This is a genomic window from Pseudomonas sp. SWRI92 (assembly GCF_014268685.1).
Classification (GTDB): domain Bacteria; phylum Pseudomonadota; class Gammaproteobacteria; order Pseudomonadales; family Pseudomonadaceae; genus Aquipseudomonas; species Aquipseudomonas marvdashtae.
Window position 1 is genome coordinate 1 of sequence record NZ_JABWQY010000024.1, and the last position, 22,021, is coordinate 22,021.

Below are 22,021 nucleotides of genomic sequence, written 5' to 3' on the forward strand. Positions count from 1 at the left end.
CAGGCTCGGTCGGGGAAACGTGGTGCGGCGGTTTTCCTGGTCGATCCAGATGACCTGCTCGCCTTCAATCAACAGGCGATGGGCCAGGGCATGGCTCCAGCCACGGCCGAGGCCAATGTCCAGGTCGGCGGCGCTGGTGCGATAAAGGCGGGTGAAGACGAAGGGCAAACGCCCGTCGAGGGTGCCGTCTTCCAGGGTCAGCAGTTCTTCGCCGGTGACCATCGACACCGGGCAGCCGTGGGTGCGGGTTTGGTCGGCGCTGTCGGCGGGATCGCCGTTGGGGTTTTTCGATTGGGTGGGGGCGTCGTCGTGGTGTTCGTGCCTGCTCAGTTGCGTCGCTGCCTTGGACTTTTCCCGCACGACCGGGGCCGGATTGCTGACCGACAGCGGCGCGGAATCCCCAGCGGTGATCTGTAAAGGCGTGACCGGCGTCGGTCCCACCGACGTTCCTCGGCCACTGACCACCAGTGGTTTGAGAACATCGGCGTGTTTGTCGAGGCTGTCGCCGCCGAGTTGTCCCAGGCGTTGGCTGGATGCCTGCAACCACTCCCGGGCTCGTTCCGAACGGATCAAGTTCAGCGCCTTGCCACTCACGCGCAGACCCAAGCCCAGGCCACCGGTAATGGCCGTCAGGAGAAAGTTGATCAGCACCGAGGCGCGCATTTCGCCCATGACTTCGGCAACGTACTGCGGCGGCAGCATCTGCAGCCAACTGGTGAAGGCCGCGGTGTAGACGAAGAGCAAAGGCTCGTCACTCAAGATCATCAGGGCCTTGGCAATCGCCTGCGATGAAGCTTCCACCAATTGCTCAAGCTCGACCTCGGTGAGGTATTCCAGCAACTTTTCACTGTTGGCCTGCAGGTCCGCCAACAGATCAAAGATCTGTTTGACGTTGTCCCACAGTCCATACACGGCTCTTTCAAAACCGCGCTGCTCGGCTTCTTGCAACACGTTAAAACGCTTCACGAAGCCGCTTTCGGAGAACTCTTTCCACAGCGGTTGAAACTCGTCCCACTCGGCTTTCAGCCAACCTTCGAGTTCGGCGATCACGAGGTGGTAGGAGGCGTACAGAGCCTTCACATGATCGGTCGTGACATCAGGGAAAAAGGTGATGCGGTAGCGCTGCCCGCGATCGCACTTGGGGATTTCCAGGATGCCGCTGGGGCCGATAACGTGACGGACTGGCTCGCCAAATACTTCCTTCCCCTGCTCGCCCCCAATGATCGGTTCGAGCATCACCGGCGTGTCGCCGATCGGCACGAAACGCGCGGCCTGGAACATGTGCACCAGCGTCAACGGGCCTTGGGCCGGGCAGGCCGCCACTAAGGCGCTGACCTGTTTGCCGCCATTTTTTGCTGGCGCGAGCGACACCTCGTTGCCCACCTTGAACATCTGTTCGATGTCCAACGCCCGACCAGTCCAGAAACGCTCCGCCCAACTGTCGTAGTCGTTCAGGCAGTGGCGAAAGTCCTGCAACATCGCCTCGACATCCGGCTGGTCAGAGTCCATGGCTGCCATTACCAGCGAACCAATGATGTTGCCCTGGGCAAGGATTTTGTCGTAGTTGGACATGCAGACATCTCGCAACACAGAAGTGGGCGCGAGACTGTGCCGGGGTTGGCTGAAGAAATAAGTCAGGGAAGGTGACAGTACGTGTAGGGCAAATCCCTAATTCATCCAGCCATTAAAAAAACCGCCCCTTTGGCACCGATAACATCGTTTCTCGGCGGCACGGCTTTTCCCTATATTGGCCCACAGATCCGGCGGATGGCTCAACGTCCGCCCCCTCAGTGCGAGTAGTCACAATGAACAAAAAACCTGACAGCGCAGGGCTGATCAACGCAGGAGCGGGCACCCGGGCGGTGTGGGGCGGGGAGCAAGTCAGGCATCCCTACAACGCCACCCAAACCCCCATCGTGGTCAGCGCCGCATACGGTTACGACGACATCGACGTCTGGTACGACGTCGCGCTGGGCAAGGCCCCCGGCTTCATCTATAGCCGCATGAGCAATCCGACTGTCGAGACCGTCGAAGCGAAGATTCGCGAGTTGGAAATGGCTGAGTCCGCCGTGGCGTTCAGCAGCGGCATGGCGGCGATCAGCAGCGTGCTCTACACCTTCCTCGCCAATGGCGATCGCGTGGTCTCGACCAAGGACAGCTACGGCGGCACCAATAAAATCTTCGAAGAATTCCTGCCGCGTACCGGCGTCGCGGTGACCTTGTGCGAGACCTTTGATCACGAGGAAATCGAGCGTGAGATCGCCAAGGGCTGCCAAGTGCTGTACCTGGAAACGCCGACCAACCCGACCTTGAAAATACTCGATATCCGCCGTCTGGTCGCCGCCGCAAAACGCGTCGGCGCGGTGGTGGTGGCGGACAATACCTTCGCCACGCCGCTGAACCAAAACCCGCTGGCGTTGGGCGTGGACGTGGTGATCCACAGCGCGACCAAATTCCTCAGCGGCCACGGCGATGTGCTCGGCGGCCTGGTGTGCGGCAGCGAAACCTTGATGGCCAAGGTGCGTCACTACCGGGAAATCAACGGCGCGACACTCGATCCGTTCTCGGCCTACATGATCATCCGTGGCATGAAGACCCTGGCCCTGCGCATGCGCCAACAGCAGGCCAGCGCCCGCGCCCTGGCCGACTACCTCTGCACCGAACCCTTGGTGGAATCGGTCAACTATCCCGGCCTGCCGAGCCATCCGAATCACGCCGTGGCCTGTGCGCAAATGTCCGGTTTCGGCGCCATCGTCAGCTTTGTCCTGAAGGGCGGCATGGACACGGTCAAGGTGCTGTTGCCGCGCCTACGGTTTGCCCATTGCGCGGGCAATCTTGGCGCGGTGGAAACCATCTATGGCCCGGCCCGCACCACCAGTCACGTCGAAAATACTTTAGAGGAACGCCTCGCCCTGGGCATATCCGAAGGGCTGGTGCGGGTCTCGGTCGGCATCGAAGACACGGACGATCTGGTGGACGATCTGAAACAGGCATTCGCCTTCGTCAGAAAGACCCTTGATCCGCAACTCCATGAAGTCCACAGCGAGACCGCAAGCTGAAGTTTGCACGTTGATACTCCGCAACAAGGCCGTTAGCGGGGCGTTCATGAATAGGAATAATAATAAAAGCTCAGCGGCGCTTGTCTTCCTCGCGCAGACGCAGATGCGCGCCCTGGCATTTCATGAGAACAACCATGTCCATAACAGAACAACAACTCAATACGCGGGCCGGCTTCAAGCAGGAAATGCAGACGCGCCATATCGTCATGCTCGCCTTGGGCGGCGTGATCGGCACCGGGCTGTTCCTGACCTCCGGCTACACCGTCAACCAGGCAGGGCCGATGGGCGCGGTGATCGCCTATATCATCGGCGCGCTGATGGTCTACATGGTGATGATGTGCCTGGGTGAACTGGCGGTGCAGATGCCGGAAACCGGTTCGTTCAGCACCTACGCCACGCGCTTCCTCGGCCCCGGCACCGGCTACACCGTGGCGTGGCTGTATTGGCTGACGTGGACGGTGGCGATCGGTTCGGAATTCACCGCCGCCGGCATCCTCATGACCCGATGGTTTCCCGACACACCGGTGTGGATCTGGAGCGCACTGTTCGCGGGCTTGGTGTTTTTGACCAACGTGATTTCGGTGCGGCTGTTCGCCGAAACCGAGTTCTGGCTTTCGCTGATCAAAGTGCTGACCGTGGTGGTGTTCCTGCTGATCGGCGGTGGCGCAATTCTAGGCCTGTTGAACATCGACCAGGCCCACAGCATCGGCTTGAGTAACTTCACTCGTGAGGGACTTTTTCCTACCGGCTTCATGCCGATTGCGATGACGCTGTTGGCGGTGTCTTTCGCCTTCTCCGGCACTGAACTGATCGGCATCGCCGCCGGCGAAACCAAGGACCCGCAACGCAACGTGCCCCGCGCCATCCGCACCACGGTGCTGCGCCTGGCGGTGTTTTTCGTCGGGACCATTTTTGTCCTGGCGACGCTGCTGCCGCGCGAACAGGCCGGTCTGGTGGAGAGCCCGTTCGTCACCGTCTTCACCTACATCGGCATTCCGTATTCGGCCGACATCATGAACTTCGTGATTATCACCGCCTTGCTGTCGGCGGCCAACTCCGGTCTGTACGCCGCCTCGCGGATGCTCTGGACCCTCAGCGACCAAGGCCACCTGCCCAAGCAGTTCTCGTCCCTGACCCGCATGGGCACGCCGCTCAATGCGATCATCGTCAGCATGGCCGGTGGCGCGGCCTCGTTGCTCAGCAGCGTGTTTGCCGCCGACACCATCTACCTGGCGCTGGTGTCGATTTCCGGCCTGGCCGTGGTGGTGGTGTGGATGAGCATCGCCGCAAGCCAGATAGCGTTCCGTCGACACTTCGTCGCCAACGGCGGCGATGTGCGCGACCTGACGTTCCGCGTCCGTGGTTATCCGTGGGTGCCGCTGGGAGCGCTGGTCTGCTGCAGCCTGGCGTGCGTGGGCATTGCCTTCGACCCAGAACAGCGGGTGGCGCTGTACTTCGGCTTGCCCTTCATCGCCTGGTGTTACTTCGTGTATTACATTACCCGCAAAGGCCGTCAGCGACGCTTGTCGGTCGCCCTTGCGGCACAACCGTCCGACGCGTTCTAGGCGCCGTCGGCGGGACGGGCAACCTGCCCGGTGCCTGGGGGTTAACGAGGTAAGACCATGAAGCAGAAAACGTTGCCCCCGTTGAACTGGCTACGGGCGTTCGAAGTGTCCGCCCGCTGCCTGAACTTCACCCACGCCGCCGACGAATTGTTTTTGACCCAAGGTGCGGTCAGCCAGCAGATCCGCCAACTGGAAAGTCACTTGGGCGTGGCGCTGTTCAAGCGTTTGCCCCGTGGCCTGGGCCTGACCGAAGAAGGCCAGGCCTTCCTGCCCGTGGTCCAGGACGCGATCACGCGATTGGCGGTGGGCACCAACGAGATCTTCGGCCAGCACAAACGCCGGCCGATCAAGGTGCGCGGCAGCCTGGCGTTTTTCGTGCATTGGCTGGCGCCGAAACTGGTGGATTTTCGCCAGGCTCATCCGCAGGTCGACATCCGCTACATCAGCAACATCTGGGTCAAGGAACTGGACGGTGAGGATGACATGGAAATTCGCTGGGGCCACGGCCAATGGCCTGGCCTGGTGTCGCAGCGCCTGACCTGGGACACCTTGTTCCCGGTGTGTTCGCCAGCCCTGATGGCCACGCTGAACGTGCCGGCGGACGTGGCAAAACATCCGCTGTTGCACGTGCTGGGCTACGAAGAAGGTTGGGGTTATTGGTTGAACAGGGTCGGCGCGGACTCGGTTGATTCCTCGACCGGCATGCAGTTCGACACGCTGGTCTGCACCTTGCGCATGGCCGAGCTGGGGCAGGGGATTGCCTTGGCGCGGTCGTCGATGGTCAGTGACTTGCTGGCGGACGGGCGTCTGGTCGAACCCTTCGCCCAGCGCATCGAAGCCAGCGAATCGTTTTACCTGGTGCGCAGTTCCGGGGCCGAGCAACACCCGGACGCGGCGAAATTTTCCACCTGGTTGGTGGAGCAGGCGCATCGTTTCAAATGAAGTGTTTACGGAGTTGACCATGCGCTATGTGAGTACCCGAAATTCCGCCGTGCAGGTCGATTTCGAAAAAGTCGTGCTGTCGGCCATCGCCGAGGACGGCGGCCTGTTCGTCCCCATCGAATTGCCGCAATTCGAACCCCAGGACATCGCCAATTGGTCCACTTTGTCCTATGACGAACTGGCCTATCGAGTGATGCGTCCATTCGTGGGCGAGGCGATCCCGGAAGATGATTTCAAGCGTCTGCTCAAGGAGGCCGGCAGCCAGTTCAGCCATCGCTCCCTGGCGCCTTTGCATCAAGTCGATCGCAACGAATGGGTGCTGGAATTGTTCCACGGCCCGACCCGTTCCTCGAAGGATTTCGCCGCGCAATTGCAGGCGCGGCTGGTGCAATATTTTCTGCGCAAACGCGGACGCCGCGCCGTGGTGATTGGCGTCACCAATGGCGACACCGGCCTGGCCGCCATCGAAGCGTTCAAGCACTGCGACGAGACCGACGTGGTGGTGATTTATCCCGAGGCCGGCGTACCACAAGACCAGCTTCAAGACCTGCAAGCGACGGCCCATCCGCGGGTGCATCAAGTGGCCGTGGAGGGCAGTTTCGATGAGTGCCAGACCCTCGTCACGCAACTGTTCCGCCAGCATGAGGCGATCAGTTTCAACTCCAGCAACTGGGTCAGCGTCATGGCGCAGCTGGTGTTTTATTTCCACGCCGTGCTGCAACTGGGCGGCGGTCAACGGCCCATCGGTTTCAGCGTGCCGGCGGCGAGTTTCGCCGAAGTCTATGCCGGCTACATCGCGCAGAAGATGGGTTTGCCGATCACGCAAATGATCGTCGCCACCAACCAGAATGACGCGTTGCATCAGTTCTTTTTGAAGAACCACTACTCGCGACTGCGCGCCAGCAAGACCCTGTCGCCGGCCATGGATCTGTCGATCTTCTCCAACCTGGAACGGTTTCTCTGGGAGCTCTACGGGCACGATGACCAAGCCGTGAGCGCGCTGATGCACACCTTTGAAACCCGTGGCGAAATGAGCATCGCCAACGAGTTCTGGTTGCAGGCGCGGATGATCATCGACTCGTACGCGGTCAGTGATGAGCAGACGCTGGAGGAGATCACTTCGTTGTACCGCGACACCGGTTATGTCATCGATCCACACACTGCCACCGGCGTGCTCGCGGCCCGTTTGTACCGCCGCAGTCTGGTGGCGCCGATGGTGACCCTGGGCGAGATCTCGCCTATTAAATCGGCGGTGTTGCTCGGTGAGTTGGGGATCCCCGTGGCGGCTCAACAACGTTCGATGTCCGCGCATGGCCCGGCGCAGATCCATCGCATCCAGCCGGACGACCTCGGCGCTCTCCATCAACTGCTCGGCACCCTGTAGCCGGAGGCCCCATGAAGCGAATCCTCGACCCCCTCGACGAACGCATCATCGCCGAACTGCGCCTCAACGCCCGCGCCGCCCACGCCGAGCTGGCGGCCAAGGTCAACCTCTCGCGCAACGCCGTTCGCCAACGCATCGAACGCCTCGAACGCGACGGCGCCATCCAGGGCTACACCGTACGCACCGGGGAGGGCACGCAAGCGTCGTCGAACATCAACGCGGTGATCTTCGTCTACCGCTACGACCGCATGCGCGGCGCCGAAGTACTTCAGGCCCTGCAAGCCATGCCCGAAGTGCTCCAGTGCGATGTGATGAGCGGCGAGTTTGATTTGATGCTGCGGGTGGCTGCTGCGAACCCGGAGCGGGTGCACAAGGTGTGGAAAGACATCTCTGCGCTGCCGGGAGTGGAGAACACCGTGACGTCGTTTGTGTTGTCGTCGGTGGTCTGAAGCCCGGTGATGCCGATCATTCCCACGCTCCGCGTGGGAATGCCGCCAGGGACGCTCCGCGTTCCGCTTCTGAGAGAGTGACGCAGAGCGTCACGGGCTGCATGCCCACGCGGAGCGTGGGAACGATTGAATCCACACCCACCACTTCGCCCACCCCTTGGTCAAAACGCCCAAAAAATAGAGCAAATTGGCATATTTCACTGCCCACCCCACACCCCTAATCTTGATCCAACAAACCTCATCACCCGGATCAAGGACATAACAAAAATGATTGAATACAAACTCGCGCTAGTCGGCTTCGGCGGTGTAAACCGGGCCTTGGCTCAGCTGATTGCCGAGCGCAATCCACAGTGGAAAACCGAACTCGGCTTCACCCTTAAAATCGTCGGCGTGACGGACCTGTTCCTCGGTTCGGTGATGAACCGCCACGGCCTCGACGCCGCGTCGCTCGCCCGACTGCCCGCCACCCAAGGCGCCATGGCGCAACTCCCCGGCGGCACCGTCGACGCCCTCAACGAAGCCGTGATCAAAGACTGCGGCGCCGACATCATCGCCGAAGCCACCTTCACCAATCCGGTGGATGGCGAGCCCGCCACCTCGTTCTGCCGCTGGGCCCTGGAGCGCGGCAAACACGTGGTCACCACCAACAAAGGCCCCATCGCCCTGCACGGCGCCGAACTCAAGGCCCTGGCCCAACGCAACAACGTCGCCTTCGAATACGAAGGCTCGGTGATGAGCGGCACCCCCGTCATCCGCCTCGCCAAACAATCCCTGGCCGGCAGCGTCATCACCGGCTTCGAAGGCATCCTCAACGGCACCTCCAACTTCGTCCTCACCTGTATGGAAGGCGGCCTCGGGTTCGCCGAAGCCGTCAGCCAGGCCCAAGCCCTGGGCTACGCCGAAGCCGACCCAACGGCAGACGTCGCAGGCCATGACGTGCGCCTGAAAGTGGTGATCCTCGCCAACGAACTGCTCGATGCCAAACTCACCATCAACGACGTCACCTGCAGCGGCATCGCCTCCCTCAGCCTCGACGACATCGAAAAAGCCCGCCACGACAACGCCCGCTGGAAACTCATCGGCGCCGCCACCCGCCAGGCCGACGGCTCCATCAGCGCCAGCGTCGAACCGCGCCTGCTCAGCAACGACCACCCCCTGGCGAGCATCAGCGGCGCCACCAACGCCGTCTCCTTCACCAGCGAACTGCTCGGCGCCGTCACCGTCTCCGGTCCGGGCGCAGGCCGCACCGAAACCGCCTTCGCACTGCTGTCGGACATCATCCACATCCACCAATCGGCAACCCGCAAACAGGAGCACAACCAGTGAACGTATCGCGCCTGGCCCTGGCGGTCGTCGAGCCGCACATCGAAGTCCTCAACCCGTTTGACGGCAGCGTCGTCGGCACCGTCGCCGACGTCTGTGCCTCAGAAGTCCCACACCTGCTCGAGACCGGACGCAGCGGCGCAAAAGCCTGCGCCGCACTGCCGCGCCATCGCCGCGCAAGCATCCTCGAACACGCCGCCCTCAACATCGAACGCGACGCCAAAGCCTTCGCCCGGCTGATCGTCGACGAAGCCGGCAAGACCCTCAAACAGGCGGAAAAAGAAGTCAAACGCTGCGTCAACACCCTCAAACTCTCCGCCGAAGAAGCCAAGCGCAACGCCGGCGAAATCGTCCCGTTCGACGCCTACGAAGGCGCCGAGTCGCGCCAGGGCTGGTTCACCCGCGAACCCCTCGGCCTGATCGTCGCCATCACCCCCTACAACGACCCGCTCAACCTGGTCGCCCACAAACTCGGCCCCGCCATCGCCGGCGGCAACGCGGTCATCCTCAAACCGTCCGAACTGGCGCCGTTGTCAGCCCTCAAACTCGTCTCCTACCTCGTCGCCGCCGGCCTCCCCGAAACCGTAGTCACCGTCGCCACCGGCGGCGCCGAACTCGGCAAAGCCTTGGTCGCCGCCCGCGACGTGCGCATGATCTCCTTCACTGGCGGCTTCGTCACCGGCGAACAAATCGCCCGCACCGCCGGCCTGAAAAAACTCGCCATGGACCTCGGCGGCAACGCCCCCGTCATCGTCATGGGCGACTGCAACCTCGACGCCGCCGTCGAAAGCTGCGTCTCCGGCGCTTTCTGGGCTGCTGGGCAAAACTGCATCGGCACCCAACGGCTGCTCATTCATGCACCGATCTACGAAGCTTTCCGCGAACGCTTCGTCAACCAGGCCCAAGCGTTGGTGGTCGGCAACCCACTGCTCGGCAACACCGACATCGGGCCGATGATCACCCAACAAGCTGCGCAGAACGCTGAGCAAGTGGTCAACGAAGCCCTGCAACAAGGCGCCACGTTACTCTGCGGCCATCGGCGTCAGGGCAATTGCTATGCGGCTACGGTGCTGGAAAATGTCGATCACTCCAGCCGGATTTGGTGCAACGAAGCGTTTGCGCCGGTGGTGGTGTTGCAGGTGTTCGAGACGTTTGATGAGGCGATTGCGTTGGCTAACGAGCCTGAGTACGCGTTGCATGCGGGGATTTTCACCAATGATTTGTCTACGGCGATGAGCGCTGCGCGGCGGATCGAGGCGGGGGGTGTGATAATCAATGACTCGTCGGATTTCCGGTTCGATGCGATGCCGTTTGGCGGGTCGAAATACGGCAGTTTGGGCAGGGAAGGGGTGCGGTTTGCGTATGAGGAAATGACCCAGCCGAAGGTGGTTTGTTTAAATACGTTGGGGTGAGGGGCGAGTCAGTCCGAAGGAGTCGCTTTACCTGTCATGTCGCTAAAACGCAATTTTGACGACACGTTCTCTTCTCATGTCGCCGGCAGCGACATGAGGAGGGAACGTGTCGCAGAAATCAAAAAACAGCGACACGTTATGTCAGCCCTCTGTGAAGCGGGCTTGTTCACGAAAAGGCCAGTAAACCCGACCTCGCGACCAAGTCAAACCCTTGTGGGAGCAAGGCTTGCCCGCGATGAACGATAACGCGGTTCAGTTGTTACACCGCGGCGCAGCCATCGCGGGCAAGCCTTGTTCGCAATAGCGCAACACCAGCCACATCAAAACAACTGACCCACCGCCATAACAGGCATTCCACACATCCCCCCTGTGTGCGAGCCTGCTCGCGATAGCGGTGTATTCGCAACATTTCAGCCAGTTGTTTATCGTGACGCCACGAGACCAGCCACGACCGACATCGCCTTGCGCCATTGCCTACAACTACGCCAGAATCCGCCGGCTTGTGCGTCCTTGGCCGCGTCGGTAGCTTTGATCCTGTCACTGCCCATCAGTGATCGGGTTTAGCAGCCCGTCGAGTTGAGTCGCATCAAGCTTCATCAGTCAGGTATTCCCATTCCTGCATTTGATGGTGGCTGTGCGTGGGGCGCCCTCGGGCGCGCCGATTTCTTAACTCGTCGGTCTGCTAACCCGCGTACAGCTGCCACCCACTCGTTTAGCAGCGAGAGGGTTGTGGCCTCACCAAAGAGAGTTAAGGCTATGGTCAAAATTACACCGAACCCTCCGACTGCAGATGAGCATGTGTCTCGCGCTCAGTCTGCTCGTAACAATAAGCTTGATGACGCTGCCAACCGGGCGTTGGATTACTACCTGAAGCCTAAGCCGAAGGAAGAAACGTCTGACAAGCCCAACACTATTTTCCGTATTGCGCCTGATGTTGATCCGGAGTGTCTGCTGGCCAATCTCAGTGAGAACCTGGCTTCGGCTAATGCCATGATCAGTGATTTGGCGTTTGGGCTTGAGGGCTCACGACGGCATTTTGCGTTGGGGATCTTGCAGGTGATTGAGGTGAGTGAGCTGCTGGCGAATCGGGCTTTGGATATTGTTGAGGTGAGGTAGAAGGGGCCGCGCTTACCCCAGGTATGAAAAAAGGTCTTGCTCGGCAAGACCTTTTTGTATTCGAGAGTCCCCGAAACGATGAGCTCTAATTGTGCAAGAGGTACTTGCACAATTGCGGAACGTCATCGTGAGGATGAACGCTGAGATTGTCCAACAACCTGTTGGATAATTGTCCAGTCACGCGTTACCCCTAACAGGTCGCAACCTCCGGCCTGAAACTACTGGAAGTAAGCCGCTTCAGTGCGATATCAAGCGCCTGATCATCGAACAACTTGCTTTTACGAGCCGCAGCACCAGCGCCGCCATCCCAGAGCTTCAATGCCTCGCGAACGGCAGGAACAGTTGGGGAAATACCTTCCTGGCTCAGCAACCAGTCGACCGTAGCCAACAACTCCATACCGAAAGGCGACTCAAAACCATCGATCAATTCGGCGGTGCGCTCCAAGGCCTGGGTGTACTCCTTGGCCTCTGTTTGAATATAGGTCTGCAAGAATGTTTTGCGCCCTTCGTCAAACCAGATCACGTCACTAATACCCGCATCACTGATGCGCTTGTCACAATGCAGATAGCTGCCGTCCAGGTTATTGAGCAGATGCTCCAACCGGTTGGCATACGGCCCGTACTTATGAGCGACGAACTGAAGATTCAGAGGGTTTTCGGTGTTTGGCAGCTTTTCGATGGCGCGCTCGAGGAACCAGGCCAGCTTCTGAATCTCAAGCAGGCTGCATTCCATACCCAGAACCCAGTAACGACGAACCAACTCAGCAATCAGTGCACGAGCAGGCGTGAGCTTCTCCACACCGTTACGCTTAGCAACGTTCAAATACTGGTTGGACGGCTCGAACACCAGCACATCGACATCCAGATCACTCAAGACTTCAACAATCTGCTCGCGAACCTCGGGCCACTTCAAACCACCGTTGCCAGCGCCTAACGGTGGAACCGCCACGGACTTCACATCGTTTTCGATCAGAAAGCGACGTAGGTCGTGCAGACCTTCGGTTATCCACGCCATCTGCGAAGGTGAGCGCCAGTGACGTTTGGTCGGGAAGTTCACAATCCAGCGTGGCCCCTCCAGTTCGCTGACCGCCGTCACGTGAACCTTGCCCGTCTCCACTTCGCCAGCCTTGCAGGCCGCCAAGTACAGACGGTAATTCTCCGTGAAGCGCTCTTTGAACATCAGCGCGATACCTTTACCCATCACGCCCACGGTATTCACCGTGTTGACCAGGGCTTCGGTTTTGGCTTCCAGAAGGTTGCCTTGGGTGAAACGGATCATTGGAAATACCATCCCGGACGCGCATGAACAGCCAACGTCAAGCCACGATCGGCTACGTCCCGTTCTATGCGTTTTTTCACTGCATCGGTGTAGCACATGATGCCAAGGAGTCCTGTAATGGGTAGATGACTGTGGATCAGCGCTTCGGCCTGATACCGCTCCATCTTCTGAGGGTCGTCAGGATCGCGTTTGAAGTCGCGTCGTTGAATGATAGACCAATCGATCTGGCCGAGATTCGCCAAGTCGCTGTAATAGTCTGTCCAATCAGGGTAGGCATGGGCAGTCGTGTAGACAAACGGAAGGCCCATCTGCTCAATGCGATACAGGCTAGAGACCAGAATCACGATCTCGTCATTGCTGCGCTGCTGAACACTCCGCCCCGAGTGGATATTTTTCATCATCACAGAGAAGGGCGTGAAATAGAAGGGCACGTAGTCGGCTAATACCCCTCCCGGAGCTATGGGGACGTGCCGAGCTCGGCGTTTGTCGATCAAGTCAACGTTGCCGATGTTTACGTACTGCGGTGACTGAACGTTCGAATTTGCACAGTGCAGACCGTTATCCAGAATCCAAGGCAGGTTATCCCGATGGACGATACGCCAAATCAGAGCCTTCTCTGGATTCAGTCTGCTGTAGATCATTTACGAAACATTCCGGGATTCACGGTGAGGCGTACATTAACACCGGCCCCCCGCATTTTTTCCGTGCAAAGCGCCTCGACGTCAGAATTCGGAACAAAAAGTGTAGAAAAGTCATTCGGAGCGACGATGCCGGGAGAGAGGCATTCAGCCATGCAAATGCTCTTGCAGTCGTGGTCCTGGTAGTCTCGGGTGCTCATGACCTCCCAGTTGATGGCTTCGAAGCCCTGGTCGTACTCAAGTAGCTGAATCTCATCGTTTGCCAGCGGGTGGCGAGGAATGACTTTCCAACCATTTTTTTGGGCATGTGATCGGTAAACCGAGATCAGTACAAATGTTGTTTTCGGTCTGTTGAACTGCACACTCCCGTCAAATGGATTTGCAGCAAACCAGTGGAAGGGCACATAGCGATCAAGCTCAAGGGCTTGGCGTTTTTTCAGAATCTCGCTGTCGGCTACGTCAATAAAGGTGGTGAGAGCAGCTCGAGGTTTCAGGCCTTCCCTAAATATCCCGTCGAGGTTTTCAGCCGAGGTAAGGTGGTACAGAAGCTTTTGATCCTTGATATTTTTGACTTCTGACATGCTGGTCTCCTTGACCTATGTATCTAATCTGAGCATCTGAGCAGGCTTCAGCCCCTCATTATTGTTCGATCTAGCAAATGGCGCGTTCCCCTGTAGAAATTAGTAAAGCATTTTTTGTGATTCTGTTGTGCCATTATTCGGGGGCGGCTCGGTCCCTTGTCTTGACCGGTCATCAAGGTAGCAATCACCCTTCATCGCTCGGTTACGCAAATCCCAAAGGACTCAAAACTTGCCTATCAAAACGGACGTCTGGACCGTCGGCCTTGTACCGAACAAGCTTCGCCAAAGCCGATTGGCCAGCGAGCAGTTGCTGGAAGAAATGATCATCAGCTCGCCCAGCATTCTCTCTGAGGAGTGGATGCTGGTAGGCAGGCAAGAATCCACCGGAATGGGCGGCCGCATTGACCTGCTGGCCATTGCACCTGATGGAAGTCTGGTTCTGATTGAACTCAAAAGAGATCGCACACCCCGTGAAGTCGTTGCTCAGGCCCTCGACTATGCCGTTTGGGTTGAAAGTTTGCGTGAGAACGAAATCGCGGCGATCTATCAACGGTTCCGACCTGGGAGCAGCTTGTATGCAGATTTTCTCGCGCGCTTTGGTCGTGTGCTTGACGATGATGATCTGAATAAAAGCCATCAACTGATCATCGTCGCCACAGAGTTGGACGCCAGCAGCGAACGAATCGTTGAATACCTCAGCAAGCGAGATATTCCGATCAACGTGCTTTGCTTCCAAGTTTTCCAGGTAGGTGATCAGCAGTTGCTGAGTCGCTCCTGGTTACTCGATCCTGTTCAGACTCAGGTGAACGCCGTATCGACAAGTGAAGGGCACGGCGAGCCTTGGAATGGAGAGTTTTACTGTTCGTTCGGCGACTCCGTCTCGCGCTCATGGGCTGATGCCGTGGAATTCGGTTTCATTTCTGGTGGCGGAGGTGCGTGGTACAGCAAGACCTTGCAACTCCTCTCTCCGGGAGATCGGGTCTGGGTAAATATTCCCCAGCAAGGTTATGTCGGTGTTGGGCGTGTTTTGGGAACGTCCACGCCTGCAAATGAGTTCACAGTCATGCAGGATGGCGAAGAGCGGCCGGTACTGGAGGTTGCGAAACGCGCCACCTATCACGCTGAGTTTGCCGACGATCCGGACCGCTGCGACTACTTTGTTCCGATTCAATGGCTGCAGAGCGTGCCTGTAAGTCAGGCTGTGCGGGAGGTCGGAATGTTTGGAAACCAGAATACGATTTGTCGTCCCACTACGCCCAAATGGCGGTGGACGATTGAGCGACTGAAGCAACGATTTCCGCATTACGACGAAGTGGCTGTTGCCGAGGATGTGAGCAAGCGGTAGCGGCGTCTATATTCGCAGGGTTGGGGGATGGGATCGCGCTGAAAATGGGCCGCATCGTCAAAGCGTAAGCCATTGTGTCGCCCGGGGGGAGTGGTGCAGCAGAGCTTTTCTGCACCGCAAAATCCCCGTCGTTTTAGTAATTGAGTTTTTCCGATGAATGCGCCATCAGGCACCGTGCCGCGGATCCTCATCGAAGCCAGCCGTCGTCTTCAGCATCTTTAGAATCACCAGGGCGAATGCCCGGCTTTTGGTTTCGTTGTCCAACACTTCCAACGACAATTTTTCGTGGTCGGTCATGGCGTCCAGTACGGTGTTCAGCACTCGCTTCGGAAACAGGCCGTGCATCACTTGTTCGATCGAGTGGTTATTTACCTGCGCCATCACATCTTCCTGACGACTGATGCGTTGAGCGATGCCGGCAAGGAATTGCAACTGGTCGTCGTCACTCACTTCGGCGCCAAATATCTCGTTGAGGGCCTCAATGATTTCCGATAAGCGTTTTTTCTCCGGGTCATGAGGTTTACCGCTGCCCACATCGCTGCCAGGCTTTAACTGGTACTTACCTTGTTCCTCGCTCAGGTGCAGTTGATGCTCGGCACGTTTGCTCAGTCGGTAATGGGTCAGTTGCAGCTCGCCCACGTCCACGTCGTCTTGTTGCAGGCGATCCAAACGCAGCAGTGGGTGCAAATGCTTGGCATATACACAAAGCTGCTCCAGTTCGCGGTCCTCGTAAGCCACAATCTGCGAGAGGAATTCGTATAGACGCACGAAGCTCTGTAGATTTTTTCGGAACAGGTCGAGTTGATCTATTTGTTCACCAGCGTCTTTCAGCGCGAACTCAGCTTTTTTCAGTCCGTTATTATCGCCGTTAGCTTCGGCCGTACGTTTGAAGTCTAGCGCCTGCTGGCGCGACTCCAACGACATGGCGTAGCGCTTGGCAAAGCGCTCCTTGGCGGGCGCGCAGTAATAGCTGAGCTTACTGGCCGCAGCCTTGGGGTCGAAGAAGGCCATGGCGAACGCCTCGACCTCCTGCCAGTAGTAGATTCCCTCGGCATCCAGCTTCTTCTGAAGGTCATAGATGATTTGTGGGTCGGTTATATCGCTCAGCTCGGCTTTGGTGTAGTACGGCAAGAAGGCGTCGAGAATATCCTGTGGCTCGTTGAAGAAGTCGAGGATGAAAGTTTCCTTGCTGTCGCCGAAAGTGCGGTTCAGCCGCGACAGGGTCTGCACACAGTCCACGCCTTGTAGCTTCTTGTCCACGTACATGGCACACAGCTTGGGCTGATCGAATCCAGTTTGATACTTGTTGGCCGCGATCATCACATTGAAGTCTGGGGCATCGAACGCCAGTGCCAGGTCGCGGCCATTTAGGCCAGGGTTGAGCAGGCTGCTGCTTTCCGTCACTTCTTCAGGGATCGCCTCATCGGGTAGCACGCTGCCAGAGAATGCCACCAGCGGGTGGACGTCGTTGTAGCCCATCTGCTTTACATAAGCTCTCACCGCTAACTGGTAACGCACCGCTTCCTGGCGGCTGCTGGTCACCACCATGGCCTTGGCTTGGCCATTGAGCAAATTGCGGATATTGGCGCGGAAGTGCTCGACGATCACTTCAACCTTTTGACTAATGTTGTATGGATGCAGGCGCACCCAGCGAGCTAGCTTGATACGCGCCTTCTTGCTCTCCACCTCGTCGTCTTCGCCATCTGGGTGGGCAATCTTCCAGGCGGTGCTGTAGGTGGTGTAATTGCGCAGCACGTCGAGAATGAAACCTTCCTCGATAGCCTGGCGCATGGAGTAAAGGTGGAAAGGTTCCGGCCTATTACTGGAACTGGCCGGCAGCGTAGGATCAGCCGGACGACCGAACAGCTCCAGGGTCTTGGGTTTGGGCGTCGCAGTGAAAGCGTAGTAGCTGATGCGCTCGTTCGGTTGGCGCGCTTGTACGGCGGCGTCCAACAATTCTTCGGCGCTGATTTCCTCGGCGTCTAGTGCATCGCTACCGAGTATCTGCTTCAGCTTGCTAGCTGAGGAGCCGGTCTGCGAAGAGTGCGCCTCGTCGGCGATTACCGCGTAGCGCCCGCTAGCCAGCTTGGGATACTTGTCTAACGCATCGAACAGTGCAGGAAAAGTCTGGATGGTGACAATGATGATGCGCGTCTGTTCGGCAAGCGCCTCAGCCAATTGTTCGGATTTGCTCTGGTTGCCGATATCGCGACTGATTGGTTTAACTACACCCTGGGCATGCTCGAACTGGTAGATGGTGTTCTGCAGCTGGCTATCGAGCACTGTTCGGTCAGTGACTACGATCACCGAGTTAAACAGGCGCTGACCGGCATCGTCGTACAGCGAAGCCAGTTGATGCGCCGTCCAGGCGATGGAGTTGGACTTGCCTGAGCCGGCGCTGTGTTGGATCAGGTAGCGCTTTCCCGGGCCTTCGGCACGGGTTGTATCAATCAGTGTGTTGACCACCTCCCACTGGTGATAACGCGGGAAGATCATTGTTTCCTTGGTTACCGGCGTGCCGTCGAAGCCTTCGCTGGTCTTCTTGTCCAAATGCAGGAAGCGGCCCAGCACCTTGAGCCAGGCATCCGGCTGCAACAGGCGTTGCCACAGATAGCTGGTGGCGTATTGGCTGTCGTCGGCAGGCATTGGGTTGCCTGCACCGCCTTCCTCGTTGCCGAGGTTAAACGGTAGGAAGAAGGTGTCCTTACCTGCCAGCTTGGTGGTCATCGCCACCTCGTTCTGGCCCACAGCGAAGTGCACTAGCGCACCGCGTTTGAAGGTCAGTAGTGGTTCGGGCTTGCGTGTGAGCGGATCTTTTACCGGGCGGTCGTAGCGGTACTGGCGCTTGGCGTTTTCCACCGACTGCTTGAATTCACTTTTCAGCTCCAGCGTGGCGGTGGGGATGCCGTTGACGAATAGCACCAGATCGAGCCGTGGGTCGTAGCTTTGCCCGCCGCTGCCGGTCTCACGCGCATGAGGGGAGTAAGACACCTCCGGCACCACGCGCAGGCGGTTGCACTCATAGCGCTTGAGGGTATCTGGGTTCATGTCGTGGTCGGGCTGGAAGCTGCACAGCTCGACTTTTACCGCCGGCAGCTTAAAGCCATGACGCAGCACATCCAGGGTGCCACTCTGTTCCAGCTCACGTACCAGCTTTTGTACCAGCACATCATTCGGGTTATTCGGGTTGGCCTTGGCGAACTTGTCCCAACGCTCTGGCCAGGCGTCCTTGAAGTAGCCCAGCACATCTTCTGTGTATAGCGCCGTGCGGCGGTCGTAGCCGCTGGCCATGCCCACTAGCCAGCCTTGGGTGACCAGGGCGTTGATGATGTCCTGTTGAAACTGCGCTTCCTTGCTGTTCGCCATTACACGGCCTCTTGTGCTAATTCGGGAGTTGGAGAACAGGCCGGTGGCTGCCAGCCGCGTACGTCGATTTTGCCGGTGACGGCGGCGGAGATTAAGGCGGAGCGGCGCTCAGCCAAAAGCGTATGTGATTCAGTGCCGACCCTTATCAACTCATCAAGCTTACAAAGCTTTTCCGAAATAAATTTTGAGATTTCAACTTGCTCGCTGTAAGTAGGCAGAGCTAATAACCATGCTTTTATATGGCCTTGAGATATTTTGGCCATCGACATGCTAGAGCCGCGCGCATCGCTCTTAATCTGGGCCCGGCCAACGTGGCTGAGTAGAAAATAACAAATAAAGCTAGCGTCAATGCTAGGCAGCAATCTTAGGCGATAAACCAAATCAGATAGCATCAGGCGTGAACCTGAGTCATTTCTTACAATGCAGGCGTCGCCAACCAAATTCGGCGTGTTGGCCCTAGTGATAAGTACATCACCATTTTTTATCTCAAAGGCCGGTTCGGGCTGTGTGTCTTCAAGCAGGGCTTTGTTTTCTGAGTCGAAAAAAACTCCATTTTTTATAGCGCTAATTTTAATTACGCCCCACTCATTAGGACCTGCCGGTTCATTCGACGCGTTGGGACTCCAACCTTGCTCAACTTTTTCTAAGACGCGAGACAGTTGCATCACCACCCAATGCGCCGGCACTGCGCCCAGCCACTCTCCCCCGGAGTCTTTCAACGGCACCGTCGAGTCGAGGCCTTTGGTGACAGCGTGGGAGATTAAGGCTTGGCGTTTTTCCTTGAGCAGTTCGATCAGGCGCTGCTGTTCTAAGATTAGAGCGTCTATACGGGTAGTTTCATGGTCTAGGAAACGGGCGATGTGAGTTTGCTCTGTAAGAGCGGGCAAAGCATAGGGTAGATTTTCAAATGTCTCTTGGTACAAATGGATAATAGTGCTTCCGGTTTTGTTTAATCCAATAAAATCATGAAACACCGATGACTGCATAATCCAAAAATAGAAGCGTGTAGAGTATTTTTGCTGGAGTGGCCGGATAACAAATATTCCGCTGTTCAAAGTGGCTTTCCCAGGAAGGCCTTCGACAAGAATCAGTTTCCCAATGGTTCCGTCTTTCGTGATAAGAAGATCACCTTCCTCTAGCTGTATATATTTATCCTGCTCAAATCGTTCGCTTGTGCAGTGATAACAGCTAGCCCACTCGACGGTTCTATTCTTGAAGTCACTCCCCGTCACAAGATAAGGCCCTACATCAGTGAATTCGTCAGACTTAAGGCCATGCCATCCTACTCGAGCTTTAACATAGGAGTCGTATTTAACCTTTGATAGCACCCAGTCAATAGGGATATCACCGAGCCATTTCACGCCAGAGGTTTTATAGGCTGGATAAGCTGGAAAACTCATGTAGACAGTCCCTCGATCATCTGCTTGATGCGGTCGGTGCAGGCTTTCAGGTCTTGGTCGATTTCGGCCAACGGACGCGGCGGCAGGAAAACGTAGAAGTGACGGTTAAAGGGAATCTCGAAGCCAACAATGCCGACTTCGCCATCCTGAGCATCAGTTTTGCTTTCGTCTATCCAGGCATCCGGTACATGGGGAATGACTTCGCGCTGGAAATAGTCGTAAACCGACTCCCCCAACGGCACGTTCTCGTTGTCGCGTCGGCTGGTGTCCGCTTCCGGCTGGCCCTTGATGGTGCAGATATCCGCCTCGGGGTCGCGCTCGCTCAGGGCATTGAGCAGGGCTTTCAGCTCTGGCGCGCCGAGGTTAACGTTATGCGCGGTAAGAGCTTTTTTCAGCAGCTTGCTGAATTGCTCACGGTTGCGGTGCAGCCCGCTGGCGTCGATGGTTTGCAGGGCGGCTATTAGTTGCTGTTGGGTGGTGCTGTCAAGTTTTTGTAGAGTCTTTTCTTCCAACACGTTGCCGATTCGCTCGGCGCTGGTCTGGAAGTTCAGGCGCAGCGGGCGCTCGACGGTTATGCGGCGATAGCCGAAGGCGTCGATGGAGAAGATCTTACTCTGCGCGGTGTGCTCGAAGCTGCCATATAGGCGCACCAGTTCATTGATTTGATCCTCAGTGATGTACTGGCGCTTGCTGCCCAGTGACTTGCGCATTTTGGCATAGTGCTGACTGCCATCGATCAACTGCACTTTGCCTTGGCGCGCAGCGGTCTTGCGATTGCTGAGTATCCACACATAGGTGGCGATGCCGGTGTTGTAGAACATGTCCGTCGGCAACGCGACAATGGCTTCAATTAAGTCGTTCTGTAGCAGGTAGCGACGAATCTCCGACTCACCCGAGCCCGCGCCGCCGGTAAAGAGCGGCGAGCCATTGAGAATGATGCCGATGCGCGAGCCACCGTCGCGCGGGTCACGCATCTTGCTGACCAGGTGCAGGAGGAACAGCAGCGAGCCGTCGGATACCCTCGGCAGGCCGGGGCCGAAGCGGCCATCGAAGCCCTTTTCCTTGTGCTCGTTGGTGATCTGCTTCTGCACCTTCTTCCATTCCACGCCGAACGGTGGGTTGCTGAGCATGAAGTCGAAGCGTTTGTTGGCCAGTTGGTCGTTGGACAGAGTGTTGCCGAGTTTGATGCTGGCCACGTCCTGGCCTTTGATCAGCATGTCCGCTTTGCAGATGGCGTAGGACTCGGGGTTGAGCTCCTGGCCGTGCAACGACACACTGACCTTTTCGCTGATGGATTGGATGTACTCATCACCCTCAGACAGAAATCCACCCGTGCCCGCCGTCGGGTCATAGATCGTGACGATGCTGTTGGGCGTAAGTTTGTGATCCTGATTGGTAATCACCAGGGAGGTAGTCAGATGCACGATATCGCGTGGAGTGAAGTGCTCCCCGGCAGTTTCGTTTGAGCTTTCCGCAAATTTGCGGATCAGCTCTTCGAAAATGATGCCCATACCGAAGTTGCTGATGCGCTCGGGACTCAGATCGGTAGCAGCAAATCGTTGCACCACTTGATAGAGCAGGTTGGCGCTGGATAACTGTTGAACGAAGTCTTCGAAGTGGAAGTGCTCGAAGATCTCGCGGGCGTCCTTGCTGAAGGCCTGTACGTAACTCATTAAGTCGGCGGCGGTCTGGGTGTCCGACAGAGTTCCTAACGTCAGCGGCGAAGCATTGAAAAATTGCTGGCCTGCGGAACGCAGCAGGATCATTTCTCGCACGGTATCTGGACGGCCTTCTTGGGCGAAAGTTTGCTTGATCACTTCGTCTTTCGTCGGTGCCAGCACACATTCCATACGGCGCAATAAAGTGAACGGTAGGATGATGCGGCCATACTGGGATTGCTTGAAATCACCACGCAGCAGGTCGGCAATCGACCAGAGAAAGGCGGCCGTCTGGGAATGATTTTCCGTATTCACGCAGCAACTCCTTGGAGTAGGCAAAAAAGCGGAGTTTAACCCGCCGGACTGCCTACATGTCATAGGCGATGCAGGATCGATAGGTTCTTGGGGGATCTGGGCGTTGATCGCTTGGGTACGGGGGGGAGTCTGGGCTGGAGCAAGGGTTATGGAATTAAAACTCAGACATTAAAAAGCCGGCTTATGGCC

At 57.5% G+C, this 22,021-nt stretch carries 16 protein-coding genes; 9 read left to right on the forward strand and 7 right to left on the reverse strand.

Annotated features, from left to right (window positions below; translation table 11 throughout):
* The coding region (locus HU762_RS24920; protein WP_238340437.1) for a DUF6531 domain-containing protein at positions 1-1,572 on the reverse strand (1,572 nt) is incomplete at its 3' end.
* A 233-nt stretch (positions 1,573-1,805) separates the two neighbouring features.
* Between HU762_RS24920 and HU762_RS24925 the strand changes: the two genes are divergently transcribed.
* From HU762_RS24925 to HU762_RS24960, 8 genes are all read left to right on the forward strand, one after another.
* On the forward strand, positions 1,806-3,059 hold the full coding sequence (locus HU762_RS24925; RefSeq protein ID WP_186641399.1) for a cystathionine gamma-synthase family protein: 1,254 nt from the start codon (positions 1,806-1,808) through the stop codon (positions 3,057-3,059).
* Positions 3,060-3,193: 134 nt separating this feature from the next.
* Positions 3,194-4,624, forward strand: coding sequence for an amino acid permease (locus HU762_RS24930; protein ID WP_186641401.1), 1,431 nt, complete (start codon positions 3,194-3,196; stop codon positions 4,622-4,624).
* 57 nt (positions 4,625-4,681) lie between these two features.
* Positions 4,682-5,566, forward strand: coding sequence for a LysR substrate-binding domain-containing protein (locus tag HU762_RS24935; protein WP_186641403.1), 885 nt, complete (start codon positions 4,682-4,684; stop codon positions 5,564-5,566).
* Between the two features lie 19 nt (positions 5,567-5,585).
* Positions 5,586-6,950: a threonine synthase gene (gene thrC / locus HU762_RS24940; RefSeq protein ID WP_186641406.1), complete on the forward strand. Its 1,365-nt coding sequence runs from the start codon at positions 5,586-5,588 to the stop codon at positions 6,948-6,950.
* Positions 6,951-6,961: 11 nt separating this feature from the next.
* The gene (locus HU762_RS24945) at positions 6,962-7,399 is read left to right on the forward strand and encodes an Lrp/AsnC family transcriptional regulator (protein WP_186641408.1); all 438 of its coding nucleotides are present in this window, start codon (positions 6,962-6,964) and stop codon (positions 7,397-7,399) included.
* 267 nt (positions 7,400-7,666) lie between these two features.
* The gene (locus HU762_RS24950; RefSeq protein WP_186641410.1) at positions 7,667-8,725 is read left to right on the forward strand and encodes a homoserine dehydrogenase; all 1,059 of its coding nucleotides are present in this window, start codon (positions 7,667-7,669) and stop codon (positions 8,723-8,725) included.
* Positions 8,722-10,134 (forward strand): aldehyde dehydrogenase family protein, encoded by a 1,413-nt coding sequence (locus tag HU762_RS24955; RefSeq protein WP_186641411.1) that lies wholly within the window; start codon positions 8,722-8,724, stop codon positions 10,132-10,134. The genes HU762_RS24950 and HU762_RS24955 overlap by 4 nt, the downstream gene beginning before the upstream one ends.
* A 756-nt stretch (positions 10,135-10,890) precedes the next feature.
* Entirely contained in the window at positions 10,891-11,250 is a 360-nt protein-coding gene (locus HU762_RS24960; RefSeq protein ID WP_186641413.1) for a DUF6124 family protein, read from the forward strand.
* 190 nt (positions 11,251-11,440) lie between these two features.
* Here the strand turns inward: HU762_RS24960 and HU762_RS24965 are convergent, their stop codons facing one another.
* The 3 genes from HU762_RS24965 to HU762_RS24975 are packed head-to-tail and all read right to left on the reverse strand — an operon-like array spanning position 11,441 to position 13,748.
* Entirely contained in the window at positions 11,441-12,529 is a 1,089-nt protein-coding gene (locus HU762_RS24965) for a macro domain-containing protein (protein ID WP_186641415.1), read from the reverse strand.
* A complete protein-coding gene (locus HU762_RS24970; RefSeq protein ID WP_186641417.1) occupies positions 12,526-13,170 on the reverse strand; it encodes a DUF4433 domain-containing protein in 645 nt (214 codons plus the stop codon). The genes HU762_RS24965 and HU762_RS24970 overlap by 4 nt, the downstream gene beginning before the upstream one ends.
* Complete coding sequence (locus HU762_RS24975) at positions 13,167-13,748, reverse strand: DarT ssDNA thymidine ADP-ribosyltransferase family protein (RefSeq protein WP_186641419.1); 582 nt, start codon at positions 13,746-13,748, stop codon at positions 13,167-13,169. Before HU762_RS24975 ends, HU762_RS24970 begins: the two co-directional genes overlap by 4 nt.
* Before the next feature lie 229 nt (positions 13,749-13,977).
* On the opposite strand from HU762_RS24975, the gene HU762_RS24980 reads away from it, so the two are divergent.
* Positions 13,978-15,093, forward strand: a complete 1,116-nt coding sequence (locus HU762_RS24980; protein WP_186641421.1) for an endonuclease NucS domain-containing protein — start codon at positions 13,978-13,980, stop codon at positions 15,091-15,093.
* A 165-nt stretch (positions 15,094-15,258) separates the two neighbouring features.
* Here HU762_RS24980 and HU762_RS24985 read toward each other — a convergent pair whose 3' ends face one another.
* From HU762_RS24985 to HU762_RS24995, 3 genes are read right to left on the reverse strand one after another with little or no spacing between them, the layout of a single operon-like run.
* A complete protein-coding gene (locus HU762_RS24985) occupies positions 15,259-18,459 on the reverse strand; it encodes a DEAD/DEAH box helicase family protein (protein WP_186641423.1) in 3,201 nt (1,066 codons plus the stop codon).
* Entirely contained in the window at positions 18,459-19,859 is a 1,401-nt protein-coding gene (locus tag HU762_RS24990; RefSeq protein ID WP_186641425.1) for a restriction endonuclease subunit S, read from the reverse strand. Before HU762_RS24990 ends, HU762_RS24985 begins: the two co-directional genes overlap by 1 nt.
* Positions 19,856-21,832 carry an N-6 DNA methylase gene (locus tag HU762_RS24995; protein ID WP_186641427.1) on the reverse strand — a complete coding sequence of 659 codons (1,977 nt, stop codon included), beginning with the start codon at positions 21,830-21,832 and terminating at the stop codon, positions 19,856-19,858. The genes HU762_RS24990 and HU762_RS24995 overlap by 4 nt, the downstream gene beginning before the upstream one ends.
* Between the last annotated feature and the right edge of the window lie 189 nt (positions 21,833-22,021).

Coding starts and splice junctions, on each gene's coding strand:
- thrC (WP_186641406.1), top strand. CDS start 5,586: ATGCGCTATGTGAGTACCCGAAATTCCGCCGTGCAGGTCGATTTCGAA.
- HU762_RS24925 (WP_186641399.1), top strand. CDS start 1,806: ATGAACAAAAAACCTGACAGCGCAGGGCTGATCAACGCAGGAGCGGGC.
- HU762_RS24945 (WP_186641408.1), top strand. CDS start 6,962: ATGAAGCGAATCCTCGACCCCCTCGACGAACGCATCATCGCCGAACTG.
- HU762_RS24970 (WP_186641417.1), bottom strand. CDS start 13,170: ATGATCTACAGCAGACTGAATCCAGAGAAGGCTCTGATTTGGCGTATC.
- HU762_RS24930 (WP_186641401.1), top strand. CDS start 3,194: ATGTCCATAACAGAACAACAACTCAATACGCGGGCCGGCTTCAAGCAG.
- HU762_RS24990 (WP_186641425.1), bottom strand. CDS start 19,859: ATGAGTTTTCCAGCTTATCCAGCCTATAAAACCTCTGGCGTGAAATGG.
- HU762_RS24985 (WP_186641423.1), bottom strand. CDS start 18,459: ATGGCGAACAGCAAGGAAGCGCAGTTTCAACAGGACATCATCAACGCC.
- HU762_RS24975 (WP_186641419.1), bottom strand. CDS start 13,748: ATGTCAGAAGTCAAAAATATCAAGGATCAAAAGCTTCTGTACCACCTT.
- HU762_RS24965 (WP_186641415.1), bottom strand. CDS start 12,529: ATGATCCGTTTCACCCAAGGCAACCTTCTGGAAGCCAAAACCGAAGCC.
- HU762_RS24950 (WP_186641410.1), top strand. CDS start 7,667: ATGATTGAATACAAACTCGCGCTAGTCGGCTTCGGCGGTGTAAACCGG.
- HU762_RS24935 (WP_186641403.1), top strand. CDS start 4,682: ATGAAGCAGAAAACGTTGCCCCCGTTGAACTGGCTACGGGCGTTCGAA.
- HU762_RS24960 (WP_186641413.1), top strand. CDS start 10,891: ATGGTCAAAATTACACCGAACCCTCCGACTGCAGATGAGCATGTGTCT.